This is a genomic window from Mycoplasma sp. 2704 (genome assembly GCF_034863285.1).
Classification (GTDB): Bacteria; Bacillota_I; Bacilli_A; order Mycoplasmatales; family Metamycoplasmataceae; genus Mycoplasmopsis.
In genome coordinates this window covers 80,951-104,120 of the sequence record NZ_JAYFFD010000002.1, presented here as the reverse complement: position 1 = coordinate 104,120, position 23,170 = coordinate 80,951, and the positions used below count along the sequence as shown (strand labels likewise).

The following is a 23,170-nucleotide window of genomic DNA, read 5'->3' as shown; positions in this document are numbered from 1 at the left end:
ACTATGGCAAAAGAAAATCACGCAATATTACATACTCCTGAAAACACAGTTATTGCTGAGTTTGATTTTGAAAAACAAAGACAAAGACCTACAAATTATCAGTCAGAAGCAGATTTAGAAAAAGAGTTTATTAATCTTCTAACTAGTCAAGGTTATGAGTATATTCAAATCAAAAATTCAACAGAACTTAAAAATAATTTCAAGAAGCAAATTGAAAGATTAAATCAAGTTACTTTTACAGATAGTGAATGAAAACACATTCTCTCTGAAGTTTCAGGAGAAGGTAAAGGTATTAAAGAAAAAACTGAAATTATCCAAAAAAACAACATTATCCCTCTTAGAAGAGAATTATCTAATGGTGAATTTCAAACTAAAAACATTAGATTAATTGACTTTAAAAATCCACAAAGCAACATACTTCAAGTAATTAATCAATATGAAGCTAATCACGGTAAATATAAAAATAGATATGATGTAACTATTTTAGTAAATGGTCTTCCTTTAGTTCACGTTGAACTTAAGAGAAGAGGTGTAGACATCAGAGAAGCTTTTAATCAAATTGAAAGATACCAAAGTGAAAGCTTCTGATCTGATGATGGTTTCTTTGAATTTATTCAAATCTTTGTCATTAGTAATGGAACTGAAACAAAATACTACTCAAATACAACTAGGGATTTAAAAACTTCATCAAACAAATCTGGTTCAGCTGTTAAGAAAAGTAAACAATCATTCCAATATACATCATATTGAGCAGATGGTAAGAACAGAAAAATAACTGATCTTATTGACTTTACTAGAACATTCTTTTCAAGACACACATTATTAAATATTCTTACTAAATATTGTGTCTTTGATTCAAATAAACAACTATTAGTAATGCGTCCATATCAAATTGCAGCTACAGAAGCAATCATTTCAAAAATTAAAATGATGTCTTCATTAGGCAACTGAGGTAAAAAAGACGCAACTGGATATGTATGACATACTACCGGTTCAGGTAAGACACTTACATCATTTAAGACCGCTGAATTAGCAAAAGAATTAGATGATATTGAAAAAGTTATCTTCGTTGTAGACAGAAGAGACTTAGACTTCCAAACAATTAATGAATATAACCGTTTTGAAAAAGGAAGTGTTAAAGGTGTACAATCAACAAACATTTTAAGTCAAGTGCTTGAAAATGAAACTGTTGAAGATGAAAGATCTAAAATCTTAGTCACAACAATTCAAAAACTTTCAAAATTTATTGAAAAAACGCCTAAATCAACTATATATGATAAAAAAGTTGTTTTTATCTTTGATGAATGCCACCGTTCACAATTCGGTAAGATGCATAAAAGAATTGTTAAGAAGTTTAAAAAATACTTCTTATTTGGATTTACTGGAACACCTATATTTGTTGAAAACGCAAATACAACAAATGGTCAAATGCTAACAACTGATATATTTAAAGACCAACTTCATACTTACACAATTTTAGATGGTATTAGAGACCATAATGTTCTTAAATTTAAAGTTGATTTCTTGAATACATTTAAATCTGCTTCTGGTGTTGAAGATAAGAAAATATATGGAATCGATAAGAAAAGTATCAAGGAATCAGACAAAAGAGTTGCAATGAATGTTCAGTACATTCTTGAAAACTTTGATAGAAAAACTAGAGCAAAAGATGGTTACTCATTTTCTAAATTAGTTAACTATGATGAAATGGTTAAAAGCAAAGATAACACTGCTAAAGAAATAAAAGTTGACACAAACCTTCAAGGTTTCAACTCTATTTTTACAGTTGAAAATATCTTGATGGCTAAAAAATACTACCTTGAATTCAAAAAACAATTAGCAGAGCAACATAGAAATTTAAGAATTGCAACAATATTCACATATGCACCTAATCCAGATCCTGAATCAGGAGTTTTTGAGGAAGAAGATATTGATATCCCTACAAATGTAACTTATGATTCGACTGATAAAGAATTCTTAGCACAAGCTATGGATGATTATAATCAAATGTTCAAAACTAACTTCTCATTAGATGGCGCTGAAGGGTTTGCTAACTACTATAAAGATGTTTCATTAAGAATGAAAAACAAAGATATTGATATCTTAATAGTTGTTGATATGTTCTTAACTGGATTTGACTCACCTACATTAAATACTTTATGAGTTGATAGAAAACTTGAATATCACCGTTTAATTCAAGCATTTTCAAGAACAAACAGAATTTTAAACTCTGTTAAAGTATGTGGGAACATAGTTTGTTTTAGAGATTTAAGAAAAGAAGTTCAAGATGCTATTGCATTATTTGCTCTTAACGATAATGAAGCTTCTAATACAGCTTTATTTAGAGATTATAACTTCTACTTAAAGGGTTACATTGACTATGTTAATGAAATAAAAGAAAAATTCCCACTTGAGAATTTAGATCAAAGAATCGAATACTTCCCTGAAAGTAAGAAAAAAGAATTTGCTAAGTTATTTGGAAAAATCTTAAAATGTAAGAATACATTAATGGTCTTTGATGAATTCCAACAAGATGCTAATAAAATTATTCCTGACAGAGACTTGCAAGATTATCAATCTCACTACTTAAATATTTGAAATGAATTTAAGGATAAAGAAAAGAATGATGGTTACAAAGAAAATATCATCAATGATATTGTCTTTGAAATTGAATTAGTTCAACAAGATGAAATTAATGTTGAATACATCATTAGATTAATTGCAACTAGATTTGCTCAAAAAACAGATACTGAAAAAGTTAAAAAAGAAGTTACTAAACTTGTACAATCAAGCACTTCTCTTAGAAGCAAAAAGGATCTTATTTTAGAATTCATTGACCAATACAATATTCAAGATATTTCAAATACTGCTACTGAAAACGAAATCGAAACTAACACTTGAGAAGAATGAGAAAAATTCGTTCATCAAAGAGCTGGACAAGAAATTAACACAATTATTAATAGCCAAAACATTCAAGCTGAGCAAGCTAAAAACTACATTCTTAACTCACTTGAAAGTGGAAGCTTAAAATTTGATGGTCAAGACTTCGATTCAGCTATCAAAGCACCATTATTTCCACGTGGAGCAAATTCATCAAATAGATACGAAACTAAGAAAAAAGTGTTCTCAATCTTCCAAAACTTCTTTAACAAATTCAAGGATATTCTTAATATCAAAAAGTTCAAGAATACTTTAAAAAATGATAAATAATTCAATGTTACCAGAGATTCTTCTGGTGATATTTTTATTTATCCCTATGGTTCAAACACAGAAGTTACAATCAAATATCTACAACTTGATATAATCAAAATAAGGGGTGTAAATATGGAGCAAAAAAATATTATTAAGATAACTGCAAACAACTTTCTAAAAGTTTTTTTCAAAAATCCTTTACTGATTTTTCATTCAAATAACTTAGTTGATTGAATTAAAAAATCAGCTTATTTTGATAAATATAATGTATCAATGGATGATTATTTAAGCAATATTAAATTCGGCAATATTGATGAATTAGATGACGATGAGGATGAATCTAGTGAAAATGCAATTGATGCAAATAAAGTGTCTGAATTTATGTCTGAACAAAACTTGCAAATGGAACTAGATACAAATTCAGACAAACTTGTTTGAAGCAATAATTTCTTACACGAATTAGGTTCAATTTTTGCAAAACAAGAAAACAGCGAACAAGTTGAATTTATTAAAGTTAACATTTCTGAATTCTTGCAATTTAAATTGGATGCATACAATTGATATTTAAATAAACACAACTATAAACCAAATGAAGTTGGTTATATTAAACAAATTGATAATTTAGAAATTAAATTGCAACAAACACTTAATTACTTAAATGATGACAAAATCAAAGTAATTATTGAACCTGTATTTGCTTATAAAATCGAGAATCAAAATGATGTATTTTATTTAACTTCATCAGCGCTTATATATGATAAAAAACTTAAAAAATATGTAGGTTTATCATATGTCGATAAAGCTAAGAAAGATTTATATCAAAAAAACTTTTATAACTACAACGTGCTAAAAAAAGAAAATATTCCTCTTGAATCTATTAGCGAAATTATTATTAATCCATTTGTTAATAAACTTAGATTAACTCAAAAAGACAAGATTGACTTTTACGAAGTCTTTTCAGCAATGACAAAGATAAAATCGCCTTCAAAACCAAGTAATAAATCTGATAAATTAGATTGAATGAGCGAAGATGAATTTTATAATTTATTCACCCTAATCGAACACGGATTATTAAAATCAGGAACACTTACATTGTATGATTCGTGAAATGAACAAGACTACTTAAATAACTTTACAAAAAATTCAAATTCCTTTATTTTGAGTGCTAAAAGAGGATATTATTGCGATAGAAGTTTAGGACTTAATTTAGAAGAATTTGCAGCAATACCTAATGTAATTAAGATATTTAGTGAATTTATAGACCAAATAAAAGAAACTCATGATATCTATAAATCAGTTAATTCATTAATAGAAAAATCAAATGGTGTTTTTCTTACAAAAGACAAGAGAGGAAGTTCACCTGAGTCATATGTTTACTACGAACCATTTGATAGTTACATTGACAAAATCATCAATTCTTATTATTTAGCACCCGAATTATCTAATATTGATTACAACTTATTTAGATATTGTTTTAGCAAAGATGCTGAAGATAATTTTGAATTAATAAATAGTTTAAATGATTATATAAATGCATACAAAAACTCAAAGATTTCAAATAGTTCTCTTATTAATATACCTACAGATGTATTCAAATCACCTGATAAATTAGTTATTAGAGCATATCTTTATGGAAAAGATTTTATGCCTTATTCATTCGGTAGAATAACTAAAGAATCTGAAGATAAAGTACTTGAGCTAATTAACAAATATGAAAAAATAAATGCAATAAATGTTAAAGCGGCTCTTGATAAAATCTTTAAAATTCACTTAAAAGACTCAGTAATTGTTTGATATGACTATGAAGGTTTTTCATCAATCTATCCAGTTATCCCCGGTACATCATCATATCAGCAAATCGTTAACCAAGTATCTGTTATCAAAACTCAAAATGGCAAAGAAACTTACAAAGAGAACTTTGTCATAGACACAAAAAACTTCGATTTATCTAAAACAATATATATGTTTAAGATAATTCACGATAAAGATGCTAAAGGTTATGTTGTATATAACAAGACATATGAAAATACAAGAAACAAAGAAATTCTTAATTTAATTGAAATTGAATACAAAAATAATAATGAAAAAATTCAAGAGCAAATTCACTTGCATTTTGAAACATTAGGAAACTTCAAACAAGCAATTAATGAAATCAACAATTTAGCAATCGACTTAAATGATATTTTTAAATCAACATCAACAGAACTTAAATCTAGGTTAATTTCAGATAAATATTTCATCGTATTTAAAGAAAATACAAGCAATGAAACATTAGAATTAGTTAAATTAATTAATAGCGATACTGAAAAATTTGCATTAGATAGAATTTGTTATATTAATGAACTACTAAGATTTAGTAGCATTAAGAAAGTTGAAAAATACATTACACATAACAATTTAAAACTCAAAACATTGATTACACCTTATTCAGAATTAGTTATTCAAAAAGGTACTATGGCAATGGAAAAAGCGCAAATTAGACACGCAAAACTAATTGGGGATTCACATTGAGAAAATGACATTGTTCCTGAACTTAAAAAGTACTGTGAAAACGATGTTAGAGCTATGATAATGGTTTATGAGCTTATTATGTACATTCTTAGACTTAAGTTCCCAGAACTTGATGAATATGAGTACAAAATTGATTCAGAAAAGTATGAATACAAGATAGAAAATGAGCAAATAACACTAGCCCCAAGAGATTAAAATAAAAATACAAGCAATTATTACGACTGAAACTGTAATTATTTGCTTGTATTTTTTAATTAGATTTAAGAATGGCGATTAATTCATTTAGAAATTCAATTGTTCTATCAATTTGGTAATTAGTTTTAGATTTAACATCATTACCAAAATAATTGTTTTGATTTTCTTTTAATTTTAATCATTCATTAAAATTAATATTTTTAGCAGCATAATTTTTCAAGTGTTTGAAAAACTTATGATTTGAATTTTTGTTGTTCCTACTTGTCTCAATTACATTTTTAATATGTTGCAATTGCTCAATTAATTCATAGAATTTGCTGTTATTATTGTTTGAATTCATCATTTCGTCAGCCGTGAAATATCTTTGCTTGATATTATTTATTTCATCTTCTGTAAATGAATATGAAATATTATATAAATTGCCCAAATGCGAATAGTCACCTTGTCTTATTTTTATTTTGAAACCTTCCAATCCTGGTTCTTTTAAATATTCAACATTTTCTCCATAAGTAGATAAGTAATAAGATATTTTAAATCATTCCATATCTTCTTTAGTAAAGTCTGGCTTGCTCTGTATTTCAGCTCATATTTCTTTCATATCTTCAGATGACTTTTCAAGTAATTCTTTTGGTATTTTAGCTAAATCAATTAATTCTTCATAATGACTTAAATCTTCAAGATTCAAAATAGATCATGGAGACATTCGATAAAACCTCAATATAAACTGACATATTCTCAAAAATTTGTTCATAAAAGTTGAATAAATATTTTTAGGAGTTTTAATAAAAACTTTATTACCTTTATTATTTTTTACATATAAATTATTAAATGGATTTATATTAGAATTAGTAACCCAATTATCAATACCATCCTCTGGATCATACCAAATTAAAATATCTTCATCAGGATTAAATCAATCAAGTGCAATTGATAAGGTTGTGATATTTTGGTTAAGATCATCTAAACGCTTATTCATTACATTATTATAGAATTTAGATTTTCTATTTTGTGGATTTTTGAAACCATTTGTATTTAGTGTATTTAAAGATCAAAAATTTGATTCTTCTCATTTTCTAGAGATATCATTTAAATATATGTTATTGTAATAATTTCAAAATTCAGTAGTAGCTCACTCTTTAACTCAAATATGACTTCTATCTACTATCTGATCAGCGAAAATATTTCAATCATCTTTTCCTGAGGAATCGACTTCAAATTCTTTCTCAGACGGCATAAGTTGCAATACTTTTTTAATTATTTGAATAGCTTCATTTTTATTGTAATCGCAGTCGTTAAAAATCAATTGATCAAAAAAGTATTTTTTATTGTTTATTAAATCTACTTCAACCTTCTTGCTTAATTCATTGCTTATGCTTAGTGAGTCCCAATAATTAATTGATCAAATATTTGCATTTTTAATTAATCTTAATAAATTAGGATCACTAATAAATTTATCTTCTTCATAGTTGAATTTTCAGAAATTTATAAATTTACCTGCTAATTTGACAAATTCTTCTTTTGTTTTACTATTTGTTGTTTCTGAAAATATTCTATTCACAACTTTATCGTTTAATGTTGTTAATAAGATATCAGAAAATCAAAATTGATCACTTCTGTTTTGGAAAATATCTTTTTCAAACTTAGATATAGAGCTACCAAATGTTCATTCAAAATTTTTATAAAAATTCTTAAAAGACTTTAAGTTAATTTTAAATTTTCTGCTCAAGTTATATTTTTGAGTTTTTTCATTGTTTATTTTTTTAATTATATCCAACCAATTGTTTAAAATTGTTTCATTAAAATTAGTTTCAACCACATATTGAGATAATTTAGATTTTAGTTCATTTAACTTTTCAATTTTAAATGATTCGTATTCAGATTTTGGTTGCTCTTTTTCGGTATTTGTATCTATTAATTGTTTCAATAACGCATATTTTTCTTCAATTGAATTTAATGTTGATGAAATCAAAAATTGAATTTTATTTCTTTCATTAACAAAATTGATCAACGATTCATTTTTATTATCATTAGAATTTATGAACAACAAATTCTTTAAATATATAGATATATTTTCAATAATCTTTTTAATTTCTGTTTGAAGTTCATTTGTTTGATTAATTTCACTTATCAGCGAATAAGACTCATTAAAAAATTCTTCAGGTTTATATTCACCCCCTCATATTATCTTTTTTTCTTCTTTTGTGAAAAACTTACTTTCATCTTCTTCTGAACAGCTTACCATTGTCAATGAAGAAAGCAATATACCTGAAATAGCACCTAATAATAAAAACTTTCTATGCATAATAAACATCTCCCAATACATAATCATTCACTAATATATTATGTAAAAATCTATTCAACAAACTTTACATTTTGTTAGGTTTATTCTTTATTCTCTTAAAATTCAACATTTCTCACCCTGACTGACATTTAAAAAATATCTAATATATCTTGATTGTACTCCTTATTAATCTCAATATCTTATTTTTATGTAATTTTTTTATAAAAAACTATATTTTTCATATTTTCTTACACATTTTGCTTCTAAAACAGAAAAATGATTTTTGTAGTGTCATAAAATAGGGTGATTAACGAAATTTTTATGAATTTAGTAGATATATTTAATTAAAAAAATCAGGTATTTTCTGTTAGTTTGATAAAAGAAAAATATAATTTAAATATGAAAAAAATATATCTTCACACAAATACTGAATATTCATTTTTAAACTCTGCTATCAGAGTTGAAAAACTCATTAAATTAGCAGTTGAAAATAATTTAGAATTCTTACCTTTAACAGATAAGGAAAACTTATATGCATTGCAATATTATTGAAATATGCAAGATAAGTTTAATATCAAACCCCTTATTGGTATTGAACTTGATTTGTCAGAAGGATTTACTGTTATTGTATTAGCTAAAAACAATAATGGATACGCTTTTATTAATCAACTTATTTATGCTAAATCTGAAGGTAAAGTAGTTTCATACCATGAACTTGATAATTCAGATATTTTCATTATTGACCATCAATACCTAGGACATAGATCTAAAGGTATTGCAGTTGATAAATATTTAAGTAATTTTTATTTAAATAATAAAACTCCACTTGAATATCAAACTGTCTATGCACCAGCTAAAAAAGTTTTAAATTTTGAGGATAATGAAATCCTCAGAGTTATTCAAAAAATTGGTTCAATTAACGAAGAAACTCAAACATATAATGAATATTTAGATGAAGAAGATTGACAAGATCTTCACGAAGATGTATATAAAAATATGTTATACATTGCACAAAATTGCAACGTATCTAAACCTAATAATTCAATTAAATTAGCTAAATTTTCAGACAATGCAGCAGCAGAATTTAAAAAATTATTAATTAATGATAGAACCAAAGAACTTATTTACAAATTCGGTGAAGATGTTGTTGTAAATAGAGTTAATTATGAGATTTCTGTTATTGCTAAATTAGGTTTTATTAACTACTTTTTGATTATTCAAGATGCAATTGCTTGAGCTAAGAAAAATAAAATTGAAGTAGGACCAGGTAGAGGTAGTGCTTCTGGGTCAATTATTTCTTATATATTAGGAATTACGGATATTAATCCACTAGAATTTGGATTGCTATTTGAACGTTTCTTAAATATTGACAGAGTTTCTCTTCCAGATATTGATATTGATATTCAAGATAACAGAAGAAATGAAGTTTTAGAATACATTAAAAATAAATATGGAGAAGAAAATGTTGCTCTAATTACAACGTTTCAAACTTTAGCACTAAAAAACAGCATCAGAGATGTTGCTAGATACTTAGATGTACCACTTTCAGAAGTTGAAAAAATTTGTAATGCAATTAAGTCAACTGACTTAAGTCTTGTTGATGCTTATGAAACTAATCCAAAATATAGATCATATGTAGATAAATATCCTAACTTACACGAGTATGCTTCAAAAATTGAGGGGTTACCAAGACAAATCGGAACACACCCTGCTGGTATTATTGTTTGTGATCAACAAATTAATAAACTTATTCCCACAATTTACAATAACGGATTAATTCAACAAGTTCAATTTACATTAAACCATCTAGAAAAATATGGTCTTATTAAAATTGACTTTTTGGCACTTAAGAACTTAACTATTCTCAAAGAAATTGAAGATTTATTAGAACCTGAACAGACTTTTGAAAAAGTCATAGGAGATAGTTATTCAGTTCAATTAGAAGATAAAACTAAAAAATTACTTAATAACACACATACAAATGGAATTTTTCAACTTGAATCAATAGGAATGCAAAGAACAATTAAAGAAGTTAAAATTGATTCATTTGATGATATCTATGCAATTGTTTCATTGTTTAGACCTGGTCCAATGGAATTTATTGGTACATATGGTAAAAATAAACAAAACCAAAACAGAATCGAAACAATTCATCCACTATATGATCAAATTGTTAAACCTACATTTGGAATTATTGTTTACCAAGAGCAAATTATGCAAATTGCACAGCAAGTTGCAAATATGTCTTTTGCTCAAGCTGATTTACTTAGAAGAGCAATTTCTAAAAAAGATGAAAAGCTATTACATAGCTATAAAGCTGAATTTTTCAAAGGTGGATTACAAAACAATATTTCTATAGACTTATTAGAAAAAATTTATTCAAATATTGAAAAATTCGCTGCTTATGGATTTAATAAATCACACGCTGTTGCTTATTCATTAATTTCATATAAGTTAGCTTTCTATAAAGCAAACTACCCACTTATTTTCTATAAAGTGTTAATTTCAAATTCATCATCAGACCAGCAAAATATCAAAAAATACACCGTTGAAGCTAGTGACCAAGATATAAAAGTTCAATCACCTGAAATTAACAATTCATCAAATATGGTTGAAATTGTTGATAATGAACTTTATTTACCATTAAATATGATTAAAGGAATTGGTGAAAGTGCTGTTGAAAAAATACTTGAAGAAAGAAATCAAAATGGCCAATATGAAAACTTTATAGTCGCATATCTTAGATTAAGAAATTTAGGAAATGTAACTGAGTCAAATATTGAAACACTTATTAAAGCTAATGCATTTAGAGAATTTTATGGAATGCAAACTTTATTAAATGGACTGATCATTTGCAAGCAACTTAATGATTTATTTGTTGCTTCATATAAGAAAATTGAAGGCGATAAAAAACAACAACTCCAAGAGTTTATTAAAATGCAAAATATTGAGCAAATTGAATTTGAACTCGTACCAAGTGATTTAAATGAACAAATTCAATATGAATCTCAATTATTAGGAAGCATTTATAACTTAAATTCAAATATTTCAAACAAACACAATACATTAACATTAGATCAGCTTACAGATCAATATGAGTGAATTGAAGTTATGTTAACTAAAGTGACTAAGGATGCTAAAGGTAGACCTAGATTATCGGTAACAGATTCAACAAAATCTGTAACAGTTTTTGGCTTTAATAATAGAGCTATTGAAATTCTTAATGATACAAGACCTAGAAAAATGTTGATTTTAATCAAAATTAGTAAAGGATTTTATAACTTTAGTGATTGAAGAGAGGTAGATAATGGATAACAAAAACTTACATTTATTAGTTGATGGAAACTACTTAAGTTTTCAATCATTTTATGCAACATATTATGGAAATCCTAATGACATTTTAAGAACTTCAACAGGTTTCCCTACTAATGCAATCAACTTATTCTTCCATCAACTTCTAAAAATATTCAACCAATTTAATCCAACACACATTTTTATAGCTTTTGATAGTCAAGGAAAAACTTTCAGACACGAAGCTTTTGATGAATACAAAAGCGGTAGAGCTTCAGCTCCATCTGAATTATTTGTTCAAATGGACAAAATTAAAGAAATGTTAACTCTTTTAGAAATTCCTTGAAAAGAGCAAACCGGTTATGAAGCTGACGATTTAATCGGAACTTATGTTAAAAATGTCGCTCAAGGAGAAGAGAAAATTATCTTTTCAAAAGACAGAGACTTACATCAATTAATTGATGAACACACATCAGTTATTGTTAAGAGACCTAAAAAAAATAAATTTGATTTATTAACATTAGATATTTATCCTGAAGAATATGGAATTTATCCAAATCAAGTTCCTGATTATAAAGGTTTAGCAGGAGATAGCAGTGATAACTTGCCAGGTATTAAAGGTATTGGAAAAAAAACCGCTATCAGTATTCTTGATAAATACAAAAGTTTCATTAATTTATATGAACAAAAAGATACTTGAGCTGATAATTTTACAAAATCAATTATTACAAAATTAGAATCCGGATATGACCAAGGGTTATTCTGTTATAAAATGGCTCAGTTATATACAAATGTTCCAGATTTTAATGAATCAAAAGATAACTACTTATTAAAACTTAATCTACAAAATGCAATGTCTATTCTTGATGAACTTGAATTAGTTAGATTAAAAGAAAGTATGCTAAATTATGATAGCAATAGTAGGTAGAATTTGCTCTGGCAAAACTTACTTTTTAAATACTGCAAGAGAATTAGGTTACAAATCATTAAATCTTGATGAATTTGTAAATGATTTATATGAAAAAAATACTGATTTTATCAACAAAATTAACAATAAAATCGGTAGTTTTTTAATCAAAAATAATCAAGTTTGAAAACCTTTTATTAAGCAATGGATAAGTTTAAATCCAAATAACTTAAAAATACTTGAAAAGTATGTTTTTGAAGTAATTTTTGAGCACCTTAAATCAAATCAGTACGATTTTGTAGAAATACCAATTTTATATACAAAAATAGTCGATTTTTCAATCTTTTTCTCTACGGTCTATCATATGCAAATAGATGAAGAAAATAGGTCAAAATTCTTAAAAATTAGGGGTGTGGATAACTTCACAAAAGAAATTTTAGACAACCAAAACAACTACAATTGAGACACAAAAGATTTTTTTAGGTCAAAAAAGGTTGTGCATATCCCTATTAATATGAGAGATAGTAAAGAAAAAATAAAAGAATTTTTGGAGCTAAAAAAATAAGTAAGTAAAATTAGAGTACCAAAAATTTCAAACACAAGAAAAAACAGGAGGAAGCACCGATGATTTATCAATATTTCGCAGTTGAAAAAGTTAACGAAATAACAATGGAGGACCTTAGTAATTTACGTGAATTTTACGGTCCATTTTTAGGTGCTGACCCTGTTTTTCTTTACCAATATTTATTAGATATTGTTAAAGATAGCAAATACAAAAGAAGTAGCTATGATTTTTTAACTCTAACTACATTCTTAAATATGCACGAAAACAGATTAAATCAAGCTAGATTACAACTTGAAGCCGTTGGTTTAATTGATACTTTGAGAGATGATGAACAAAAAATCACTATCTTTAGTATTCAAAAACCACTTAATGCAGCTGGTATTAAAAATAACCATTTAATTTCAGAAATGTTGAAATCTAAAATTGGTGATACATACTTCAAAATTAAAGTTAATAATAGATTGAAAAAATCAAACATCATTGAAACACCACACATCCAAGACGTTTCAGCAAGTTTCTTTGATGTATTTAATAATGAGAATGAGCAAGCTCAATATCCAAATAATGAATTTGTTGACAATTTAATTAATTTAGGTAAATTAAGACAACAAAATGCCGATTTTGCACCAGTAGATTTTTCTATGTTAGAGCCTATTAGCTTATTAAACGAATATAAGTATTCAAATAAATATGAAGCTTTAATTAAATTAAGCACAAGAGATTTCTATAAATCAATTTCATATGGTTTTAGAAATGAAAAAATTGAAAACAAATTAGATGAATGAATCAGTAAATTTGCTGATTCAAAAATCATTAACTATGTTTTATATATTTCTAAAGAAAAATCTTCAACTCCTAACGAGTGATTTAAACATGCAAACTCAATGATGGTTGAAATTAAAAATGCAGGTCTTATGAGATTTGACACAATCGAAACTTATTTTGATGGAAAATTTAAAGATCAAAAAGAACAAAAAATTTTCCATGAAAAAGAAGCTTTTAAGAATGCTCTTAAACATTAATTGGAGACTTAATTAATGACAAAGAATAATCAAAATCTTGATTGAAGAATTTTTCTAGATAAAAACTTGAAAATAGATCCTGCACAGATTATTGCTGATATTAAGAAAAAAGAAATATTAGCACAACTAATTGATGAATTAAATATCTCAGATAAGGAAATTTGAGATTATTTTGTTCATTTAATTGATTACTATAAACAAAGAACTATCGATAAAAATCTACCTATTAGAAATTATTTTTTAAGAGATGAAAATGGTAAATTGCAGTTAGTCAGAAAAATAGCAAATAATGATGAAGGTAGAAAATTAAGATTAGAAAATCACTTAATTTTCACAGACATCAGTGAACCGATTAATGATGAAGTTATTGAAAATGTAGTTATAAATGATGATGACTATATTGACTTACACAAGTATGTAGAAGAGTTAAAAGTAAAATTAAAAGAACACAATGAACTGTCAATGAAGGGTCTTTTAATTTCTGGAGTAAGAAAATCTCAAAGAAGTAATTTACTTTCAAGAATCGCAAACTCTTTTGCATTAGATAACAAAACTGTTGCTTACATCAATATAAACGATTTAGACCAAGAAATCAAAAGAACATTTGATAAGAAAAACTCAAATGACATTGATTTTATTAAAAAACAGCTTAGTGAAGTTGATTTGTTAGTTTTAGATGAAATTGGACTTAAAAACTTAAGTATTTGATTCTGAGATTCAGTAATTATGGAAATTTTAGAACAAAGATCAATCAATAATAAAATTACTTTCTTTGGAACATACTTTACATCTGAAAAAATGTTTACACACTTAAAAGAAATTAATGAAAATAGTAAATCAACGACTAAATTAACCGAACAAATGCTTACTAAAATTGTTGAAGTTATGAGAGAGCTAATTTACAAGGAAATCACAATCGGATAGGAGAAAAATGAATAAAACAAAAATTTTATTAGCAGGAACACCGGAGTTCTCGGTTCCTATTTTTGAAGAAGTTATCAAAAACTTTGACGTTGTAGGAATTGTTTCGCAACCTGATAAACCAGCAAATAGAGGTTATGCACTTTTACCTACTCCTACAAAATTATTAGCTCAAAAATATAACATTAGACTTTTTCAACCTGAAAAAATCGGACAAATTTATGACGAACTTAAAGAATTAGATTTTGATATCTTACTAACTTGTGCTTTTGGTCAATATGTTCCTGAAAAAGTTTTAGCACTTCCAAAATTAGCTTCAATTAATATTCACGGTTCACTGTTACCTAAATATAGAGGTGCTGCGCCTATTCAATATTCACTTCTTTATGGAGATAAAGAAACCGGACTTTCATTAATGTATATGACAAAACAAATGGATGCAGGTAACATTATTAAAATGGTTTCAATTCCAATTGAAGACACAGACACATCTGATACATTGTTTGTAAAATTATCAAAATTAGCTACTGAAAATATCACAAAATGACTTGTAGACTACGTTAAAGGTGATTTTGAGGAAATTGTTCAAGATGAAGATAAAGTCGTTTTGAGTCCAAAATTATTAAAAGAAGATGCACTCTTAACAAGTGATTTAACAGTTGAACAAGCATTTAATAAAATCAGAGCATTCTCATCTAACCCGGGTGCTTATGTTATTTTAGATAACAAAAGAGTCAAAATTTATTATGCTGCAAAACACAAAGTTCCAAATGGATTACCACTTCAATTCACTGATGGAAAACTATGAGCAGTTGATTATCAATTTGAAACTAAAAAACGTGTTAAATTAAATTACTAAACTTGATTAATTTCAAGTTTTTTTATTTTCTTCAACTAAATATGTTTACATATTTCAAGTATAATTATAAAGTATGAAAAAGGTAAAAGTATCATTAACTATTAATTCGAAAATCAAAGATGCAATTATTTTCGAAAAAGAAATGAAGCAGATTATCAAAAATTTTGCAGAATACTTCGGTATCAAAAAACAAATAATTGTTGATGTTTCTTTAGTTTCTCCTCAAAAAATTAAGAGATTAAACAAAGAATACAGAAACAAAGATTATGTAACTGACATCCTTTCATTTGGATTTGATGATAGTTCTATGTATGATGAACTTCCATTTATTCATCTTGGAGAGTTAGTTATTTGTTGAAACAAAGTTGTAAGACAAGCAAAATATTTTGGACACTCAATTAAAAGAGAATTCTGCTACTTATTCACTCACGGATTAGTCCACTTAGCTGGATATGACCATGAAATTGAAGAAGAAAGAATTCAAATGAATAAAATAGTTGATGATATTTTTAATCCTTTAAAAATAACAAGAAAAGAAGGAAAAGACATGACATTTGAAAAATTAAAAGATTTACTTAAATACTCTTATGTGCCATATTCAAAATTCCCAGTAGCTGCAATTTTAGTTGCTGAAGATGGAAAAGAATACTACGGAGTTAACGTTGAAAACGCTGCTTATCCATCAGGTTTATGTGCTGAAAGAAGTGCTATGTTTGGTTCAGTAGCATACGGTGGAAAAGTTGGAAAATTTAAAGAAATTCACATTATTAGTGGAAAAAATGAAATCATTAGTCCTTGTGCTGGATGTAGACAAGTTATGACTGAATTTATGCCTCTTGATGCAAAAGTTTACCAATACAGTAATGATGGAAAACAATTAAGAGTTAACACAGTTGAAGAAATAGTTCCATACAGCATTAGAGCTGAAGAAATTACAATTAAATAATTATGAAAATATGTTTTGCAAGTATTTTAGGAAGACCAAACGTAGGTAAAAGTAGTCTTCTTAATGCTATTATCGGCTACAATGTTGCAATTGTTACTAATGTAGCTCAAACAACCAGAGACCAAATTACAGGTATCTATACAGAAAATGATTTACAAATCATTTTCATTGATACACCTGGTATCCATAAACCACAAAATAAACTTGGAGAAGCTTTAAACAAAAACGCTTATGATGCAACCAAAGACATAGATGTTCTTTTATTCTTATCACCTGCTGATGAGGCAATTGGCAAAGGTGATGAAATGATTTTAGAAAAAATCAAGCACGTAAAAAACAAGATTGCTGTTATTTCTAAGATTGACAAAATTAAAAAAGATCCTCAAAAGCTACTTGATAAAATCAAAGAGCTTAAAGAACACGGTTTTGAAACAATTATGTCTACTGATGTAAACGATCCTAAATCAATTAGTGCTTTAATTACTGAAATTGAAAAATACGCTTACGATGGTGAAGCTCAATATGATCCTGAATACATCACAGACAAATCTATGCGTTTTATAGCGAAAGAAATCATTCGTGAATCTGCAATTAATGAACTTTATGAAGAGCTACCTCACTCAATTGCTGTGGAAGTTCTAGAATTTGAAGAATCTGAAGATAGATTAGATATTGATGCAATTATCTATGTTAAAAAAGCTTCTCAAAAAGGTATGGTTATAGGTAAAAACGGTGAAAAAATCAAAAAAATAGGTACAGTTGCTAGAAAGAAAATTGCGCATCAATTCGATATTCCTACATCATTAACTTTAAAAGTTAAGATAGCTAAAAAATGAATCGATGATGCAGATGCACTTGAAAAATTTGGTTACTCTACTAAATAATTTTTACAGTTGGTATTTGTTAATTAATACCAACTTTTTATATTATTTTTGTGTTTTATCATACCTATTATTAAAAGTTTGCTAAAATATACTAATATAAAAAGTGATTTTTTAAGCTAAAAAATAACTAAATATTAACTTTTTATAAAATTTAAGGGGGAAATATGAAAAAAGTATTAATTTTAGATGGAAATCTTTTACAAAATGAAAAATCATACTCAACTAACATTTTAAATTACATTGAAGAAGCACTTAAATCAAAAGAAAATGCATTAATCGAAAGAGTGGACTTATCAACTACAAAGCTAAATGAACATTTTTTAACTAAGCAAACATTTACTACTTATTACACAGATGTTGAGTCAGATAGATGAATTCAAAAACTTAAAGAAACTGATTTATTAATCATTTCAAACCCAATGATTAACTTTGGACCTAGTGTCATAGTTAAAAATTTCATCGATGCTATTTCAGTTGCTAATAAAACATTTAGTTACAAATACTCAAAGCAAGGTGACGCAATTCCTTTATTAACTAACTTAAATACAGTTATAGTTTCAACTCAAGGTGCACCACAGGGTTGATACACTTGAGGTAATCACTCTGATTGATTAAAAGGAACATTTAAATTCTTAACAGGTAATGATTCAAAAGAAATTAAATACTTTGGAACAAAAGTTTCTCCAATTAATCAAACTGAACCAAATCACGTTGATGAACACATCAAAGAACAAGTAAATCAAATATTTAACTAATCCATCATTTGGTGGATTTTTTATATTAAATAAAAAAACATTCAGTTGCCTGAATGCTTGCATCTATAAGCCGTGTTCTGTCTAGGTCGACAATTTATCTAATGACTTAATGTCACTCCATTATTTTATTCAGTTCTAAAATAATGATTCCTCTACCAAAATTTGAGTTTCTAACTCGTGGAGTTTACCCGTTTCATATTTCTCGTCTCTGTGGCACTAGTCGTTTATACACATAATGCATAACCTAAGCTTATTTGGCTTAGCACGATCACTACCATCATCGCAGATGGTGTTAGCACGGACTTTCCTCTACATAAAATGCAGCTGTCGACTGATGCAAATATATAATAGCATTTTATTTATTTTATAGTCATAAAAATCTTAAAAATTCTTAAATTCGTCTAAATTAATGAGAAAAATCATTAAACTTTTTATTATTGTTTAGTTATTTTGAAAAAACTATAAAATATTGCTAAATAAATAGGAGACATAATGAATAAAAACAATAAAAAAGTTAGTTTTTGAGAATTATTTTGATTTATTATCAAAGTTACTTTTATTGGATTCGGTGGAGGTAATGCTCTTTTACCAGTTATTAAAAAAGAAGCAGTTGATAATAAAAAATGAATAACTAACGAAGAAATGGATGATATTGTAATTGTTACAAATATGCTTCCAGGTGCTTCGGTTATTCAAACAATTTCATATATATCTATAAGTCTTTTAGGTAAATTTAAGGGAACATTAGTTACTTTATTAGGAATATTACCTCACGTAATATTTGCATTTATTTTCTTAGTTATCTTGACTAAATACATACCTAGCGAGTACTTAAAAATAATTTCAGTCGGTGTACTTGTTTCAATTATTGCTTTTTTGATTGCATTTGCACAAAGATATATAAAGCAATCTAAACAATCACTCAAATTACCAGTCTGATTAATTATTATGCTCTTTTCAATCTGTATTTCCTTGTTTGTTCCATCACCTTACAATTTACCAATTTTCTCAATTGTAATTATCTTATTTGTCTTTGCTGTAGTGTTTTTAGTAAATAAAAAGCACTTTATCAATAAGCAATCATTAAATAAATCACTTGAGGAAAATGGGATTACCTTCATTAAAAAAGGAGGTAAATAATGCTACTTACTGCTTTATTAGTTTGCTTACCTCTTTTAATTTTAATTTCGCTTTCAATCTTTGGTGGTGGTCAAGTTTTTATGCCAATATTCCAATGATTGTGAAACTTTTTAGCACAAGTTTTTGGTGCAAATATTGATGAAAATGCAATCAATAATGTGTTTGCAATTTCAAATACTACACCTGGTGTTGTGTCAACTAAATTCGCCTTTTTCACAGGTTACCTAGTTGCATCTGGTCAATGATGAGGTTATATAGCAGTTTTCTTAACTTATGTAATTTTCTGCTTACCAGCTATTATCGTTATGGTAATTGCAATGAAGTATATTAAAAAATTTAAAACTAATACTTTCATTGCTAATATGTTAATCATTATGAAACCAATTGTTTCAGGAATAATTATTGCTCTTGCGATTCAATTATTCATCTCTATTTATGTACCTGAAATTTTCTTTAATTCATCTTCTAAAGGTTATGCAGGATGGACAAGCAATAATTATTTTGTGGGATACAAAAATATTCTGTTAAAAATCTATGTACCAATAGGTATTTTAGGTTCATATTACTTAGCTAAAAGAAGAATTTCTTTATTCTGAATTATTCTTATAAATATAGCAATTTCACTTATTTTATTTGCTCCTTATGCTGGATAATTAAAATCAAAAAACGAACAGTGTTTTTTTAATGATTACACTGTTCGTTTTTAATTTCTATTTGTTTCCTTTAGCTTCTTCTCTAGAAGGTAAATCTAAAACTTCTTTTGCAACTGACATTGATTTAGCAATATCTGCTAAGTTAGGTGGAATGATGATTTTTGTAGCATGACCATTTGCAAGTTTTTCTAATTGTTCGATACTTTGTAATTGTAAATATTCAGTCGAAATGTTTGCAGTTGTAATAAGTTCAATTGCTTGTTTTTTACCTGTTGCTCTTTCAATCATACTTTCTTTTTCTGCTTTCGCACGTAAGATTGTACTTTCATATTCCCCTTGCGCTCTAAGAATTTTACTTTCTTTTTCAGCGCTAGCTTCAAGTATTTGAGCTCTCTTGATACGTTCAGCTTGCATTTGTTTTGTCATAGCTTCTTGAACTTCTTTTGGTGGAATAATGTTTTGAATTTCAATTCTTTTTACTTTAATTCCTCAAGCATCTGAAGCTTCATCTAAGATTTTAGTTAACTTAGCGTTAATAATTTCTCTAGATGTTAATGCTTCATCAAGTTCAAGTTCCCCGATTAAGTTTCTAAGTGTTGTTGATGTTAAAAACTCAATAGCTAAAAATGGATCTTCAGCTCCATAAGCAAATAATTTTGGATCAAAGATTTTTAAATATACTGTTGTGTCCACTTGAATAGTAGCGTTATCTTTTGTAATAACGTGTTGAGCAGGGTAGTCAAAAACTTTTTCCTTAAAGTTATTTTTAACTCTGATTTTATCAATGTAAGGAGCCATAAAATTTACACCCTTAGTCATTGTTTTCTTGTATTTACCAAGTCTTTCAACAATGCAGAAGTTAGTTTCGCTAACAATTCTCACTGAAAGACAACTTGTAATCACAAGCATTACTACAGCAAGCACTGCAACAATTATAATCACAGCAATAATAATACCTGACATATAACCTCCTTAATAATTTGGTTATTTTAATTATACTCCTTTGATTTTACTACCTTATATTATTTGAAAAGTTTGCTTAAAAATATGAAAAATTTACATAAAAATTTAGGATTTTACTTTTGCAAAATAAAAAGCACATAGAGTGTTTATCCATGTGCTCAAGTGTTATTGGTTAAATTTCATCTTCTTCATCAATTTCTAATTCATCGTTTTCGACTTCACCAAAAATTGATTCTTTAACCTTAAGTAATTGTTTCTTCAGTGATTTGCTTAAATTCTTTGTTGTAGGATCATTTAATTGTTCATCAATATCTATCTGTTTACCGAAGTTAAGTTTAACTTTAGCTAATTTTTCATCAGTCGGTTCGTCAAGGAACATAATTGTAGGAATAATAATAGGATTTCTACGTTTTTCCTTGTAGAATAATGTACTTAATCTATCTTGAATTAATTTTTCCAAATCTTTAACAGATCATTCTGGATTATTTTTAATGTAGTATAGAACTGCACCGTGAGCAACTCTCCTTGTTTCTTCAATTAATTGTTTTGAAGTTTTTACAAAGAAGCTTCCTCTTGTTACGATTTGAGGTCTATTAACGATAGCATTTTTGTTTCTATCAATTAAGAAAACAATATTAACAAATCCACTATCTTTAAGTTTTGCTCTTTCTTGAAGCATTTTTTCTGAAATGTTTAAAACTGTGTTTCCATCAATGTAAATAGGTCCAAAGTTAATCGTTTTATTAGTTGGCTTAATAACGTTATTGTACATTTCAAACACTTGACCTTTTTTAGGTATTAAAACATTTTTAGGATTAACTCCATTTTTAATAGCTGTTTGTCCGTGAACCAAACACATTCTGTAGTCACCGTGGTATGGAAGGAAATATTTAGGTCTAGTTAATTTAAAGATTTTATCATGCTCTCACTCATAAGCGTGACCTGATGTATGTAAGTAACCATCAACACCATTTTCTTTAATAATTGCACCTAATTTATAAAGTCTGTTTGTAAGTAACTCAACGACCATTCTGTTTCCAGGGATTGGACTTGATGAGAAAATAACCATATCACCTTTTACAATTTTAATTGTCGCATGCTTACCATAACTCATTCTAGATAATGCAGCAAGTTCTTCACCTTGAGAACCTGTTGTTAAAACAACAAGGTCTGAATCTTTAATGTTAGGCAAGTCTTTTTTATCAACAATCACACCATTCGGAACATTGATGTAACCTAATTTTCTACCAATTTTAATCCCTTGGATCATTGAACGACCGAATGGAATAACTTTTTTACCTAATTTAGCAGCAAGTTCAATAATAACTTTAACTCTTGTTAAGTTAGAAGCAAATGAAGTAATAATAATTTTTCTTTTTGCAGCACGCATATGACGTTCTAAGTCAGTTAAGATATCTGATTCACTAGGTGAATGCTCAGGTCTCATAGCATTAGTTGAATCTGATAAAAGAACTGTAAGTCCCTCTTTACCAATTTCATCTAATCTTGCAAAGTCTGTATAGTTTCCGATTGGTGTATAGTCAAATCTAAAGTCTCCTGTACACATAAGTGAACCGTTTGGGGTAGTTAATCTAACACCAAATGCATCCGGAATTGAGTGTTGAGCGGTTCAAAAGTCAGCTCTACATCCATTTGCAAACTTATAAACATCTGATTTATTGATTTCAATAAAATCAATTTTTCTTGTAATTTTGTGCTCTTCAAATTTAAGTTTTAAATATTGAATTGCAATTCTTGGAGCAAAAATCTTTTTGATTTTTGTTTGTTTAACTAAATAAACAACACCACCAATGTGATCTTCATGTCCGTGTGTAATGAATAAACCTTCAATTATTTTTCCAGGTTGATTTAAGTATGAATAGTCAGGAATAATACCTTTAACACCAGTGTTGTAAGTGTCTGCAAATTTAATCCCTGAGTCAATTAAGAAAATATGGTTCATATGTTCTACAACTAATGTGGATTTACCAATTTCTTCAACGCCACCTAAACCAAATATGTAAGTCGGTTGTTTCTCTCTCATATTACCTCCAAAATATGAATAAATAATGTAATTTTTAATCA

The 23,170-nt window shown here is 27.3% G+C and carries 16 protein-coding genes and 1 other RNA gene; 13 read left to right on the top strand and 4 right to left on the bottom strand.

The window, feature by feature from the left end; translation table 4 throughout:
• Positions 1-3: 3 nt before the first annotated feature.
• Together VBM90_RS01185 and VBM90_RS01180 are read left to right on the top strand one after the other, a co-directional pair.
• Entirely contained in the window at positions 4-3,210 is a 3,207-nt protein-coding gene (locus tag VBM90_RS01185) for a type I restriction endonuclease subunit R (protein ID WP_323176563.1), read from the top strand.
• Between the two features lie 114 nt (positions 3,211-3,324).
• Positions 3,325-5,898, top strand: a complete 2,574-nt coding sequence (locus VBM90_RS01180; RefSeq protein WP_323176562.1) for a UU173 family protein — start codon at positions 3,325-3,327, stop codon at positions 5,896-5,898.
• 55 nt (positions 5,899-5,953) lie between these two features.
• On the opposite strand, the gene VBM90_RS01175 is transcribed toward VBM90_RS01180, so the two are convergent.
• Entirely contained in the window at positions 5,954-8,200 is a 2,247-nt protein-coding gene (locus VBM90_RS01175) for a hypothetical protein (protein ID WP_323176561.1), read from the bottom strand.
• Between the two features lie 378 nt (positions 8,201-8,578).
• Here VBM90_RS01175 and dnaE point away from each other — a divergent pair, with 378 nt between their 5' ends.
• The 9 genes from dnaE (at position 8,579) to VBM90_RS01130 (ending at position 18,329) form a co-directional block, all read left to right on the top strand.
• The gene (gene dnaE / locus VBM90_RS01170; RefSeq protein WP_323176560.1) at positions 8,579-11,494 is read left to right on the top strand and encodes a DNA polymerase III subunit alpha; all 2,916 of its coding nucleotides are present in this window, start codon (positions 8,579-8,581) and stop codon (positions 11,492-11,494) included.
• The gene (locus VBM90_RS01165) at positions 11,487-12,398 is read left to right on the top strand and encodes a 5'-3' exonuclease (protein ID WP_323176559.1); all 912 of its coding nucleotides are present in this window, start codon (positions 11,487-11,489) and stop codon (positions 12,396-12,398) included. The genes dnaE and VBM90_RS01165 overlap by 8 nt, the downstream gene beginning before the upstream one ends.
• A complete protein-coding gene (locus VBM90_RS01160) occupies positions 12,379-12,942 on the top strand; it encodes a hypothetical protein (RefSeq protein WP_323176558.1) in 564 nt (187 codons plus the stop codon). The genes VBM90_RS01165 and VBM90_RS01160 overlap by 20 nt, the downstream gene beginning before the upstream one ends.
• A 59-nt stretch (positions 12,943-13,001) precedes the next feature.
• Positions 13,002-13,964: a hypothetical protein gene (locus tag VBM90_RS01155; RefSeq protein ID WP_323176557.1), complete on the top strand. Its 963-nt coding sequence runs from the start codon at positions 13,002-13,004 to the stop codon at positions 13,962-13,964.
• 15 nt (positions 13,965-13,979) lie between these two features.
• The gene (locus VBM90_RS01150) at positions 13,980-14,888 is read left to right on the top strand and encodes a hypothetical protein (protein WP_323176556.1); all 909 of its coding nucleotides are present in this window, start codon (positions 13,980-13,982) and stop codon (positions 14,886-14,888) included.
• A gap of 7 nt (positions 14,889-14,895) precedes the next feature.
• Complete coding sequence (gene fmt, locus VBM90_RS01145) at positions 14,896-15,744, top strand: methionyl-tRNA formyltransferase (RefSeq protein WP_323176555.1); 849 nt, start codon at positions 14,896-14,898, stop codon at positions 15,742-15,744.
• Positions 15,745-15,817: 73 nt separating this feature from the next.
• Positions 15,818-16,690, top strand: coding sequence for a cytidine deaminase (gene cdd / locus VBM90_RS01140; RefSeq protein ID WP_323176554.1), 873 nt, complete (start codon positions 15,818-15,820; stop codon positions 16,688-16,690).
• Positions 16,691-16,692: 2 nt separating this feature from the next.
• Positions 16,693-17,574 (top strand): GTPase Era, encoded by an 882-nt coding sequence (gene era / locus VBM90_RS01135; protein WP_323176553.1) that lies wholly within the window; start codon positions 16,693-16,695, stop codon positions 17,572-17,574.
• Positions 17,575-17,738: 164 nt separating this feature from the next.
• Positions 17,739-18,329: an FMN-dependent NADH-azoreductase gene (locus VBM90_RS01130; protein ID WP_323176552.1), complete on the top strand. Its 591-nt coding sequence runs from the start codon at positions 17,739-17,741 to the stop codon at positions 18,327-18,329.
• A gap of 61 nt (positions 18,330-18,390) precedes the next feature.
• On the opposite strand, the gene rnpB is transcribed toward VBM90_RS01130, so the two are convergent.
• An RNA gene (rnpB, locus tag VBM90_RS01125) (RNase P RNA component class B) lies at positions 18,391-18,668 on the bottom strand.
• Positions 18,669-18,821: 153 nt separating this feature from the next.
• Here rnpB and VBM90_RS01120 point away from each other — a divergent pair.
• Together VBM90_RS01120 and VBM90_RS01115 are read left to right on the top strand one after the other, a co-directional pair.
• On the top strand, positions 18,822-19,469 hold the full coding sequence (locus tag VBM90_RS01120) for a chromate transporter (RefSeq protein ID WP_323176551.1): 648 nt from the start codon (positions 18,822-18,824) through the stop codon (positions 19,467-19,469).
• On the top strand, positions 19,469-20,122 hold the full coding sequence (locus VBM90_RS01115) for a chromate transporter (RefSeq protein WP_323176550.1): 654 nt from the start codon (positions 19,469-19,471) through the stop codon (positions 20,120-20,122). The genes VBM90_RS01120 and VBM90_RS01115 overlap by 1 nt, the downstream gene beginning before the upstream one ends.
• 57 nt (positions 20,123-20,179) lie before the next feature.
• On the opposite strand, the gene VBM90_RS01110 is transcribed toward VBM90_RS01115, so the two are convergent.
• Both VBM90_RS01110 and VBM90_RS01105 read right to left on the bottom strand, forming a co-directional pair.
• Positions 20,180-21,085, bottom strand: a complete 906-nt coding sequence (locus VBM90_RS01110) for an SPFH domain-containing protein (protein ID WP_323176549.1) — start codon at positions 21,083-21,085, stop codon at positions 20,180-20,182.
• Positions 21,086-21,257: 172 nt separating this feature from the next.
• A complete protein-coding gene (locus VBM90_RS01105; protein ID WP_323176548.1) occupies positions 21,258-23,129 on the bottom strand; it encodes a ribonuclease J in 1,872 nt (623 codons plus the stop codon).
• Positions 23,130-23,170: the final 41 nt, after the last annotated feature.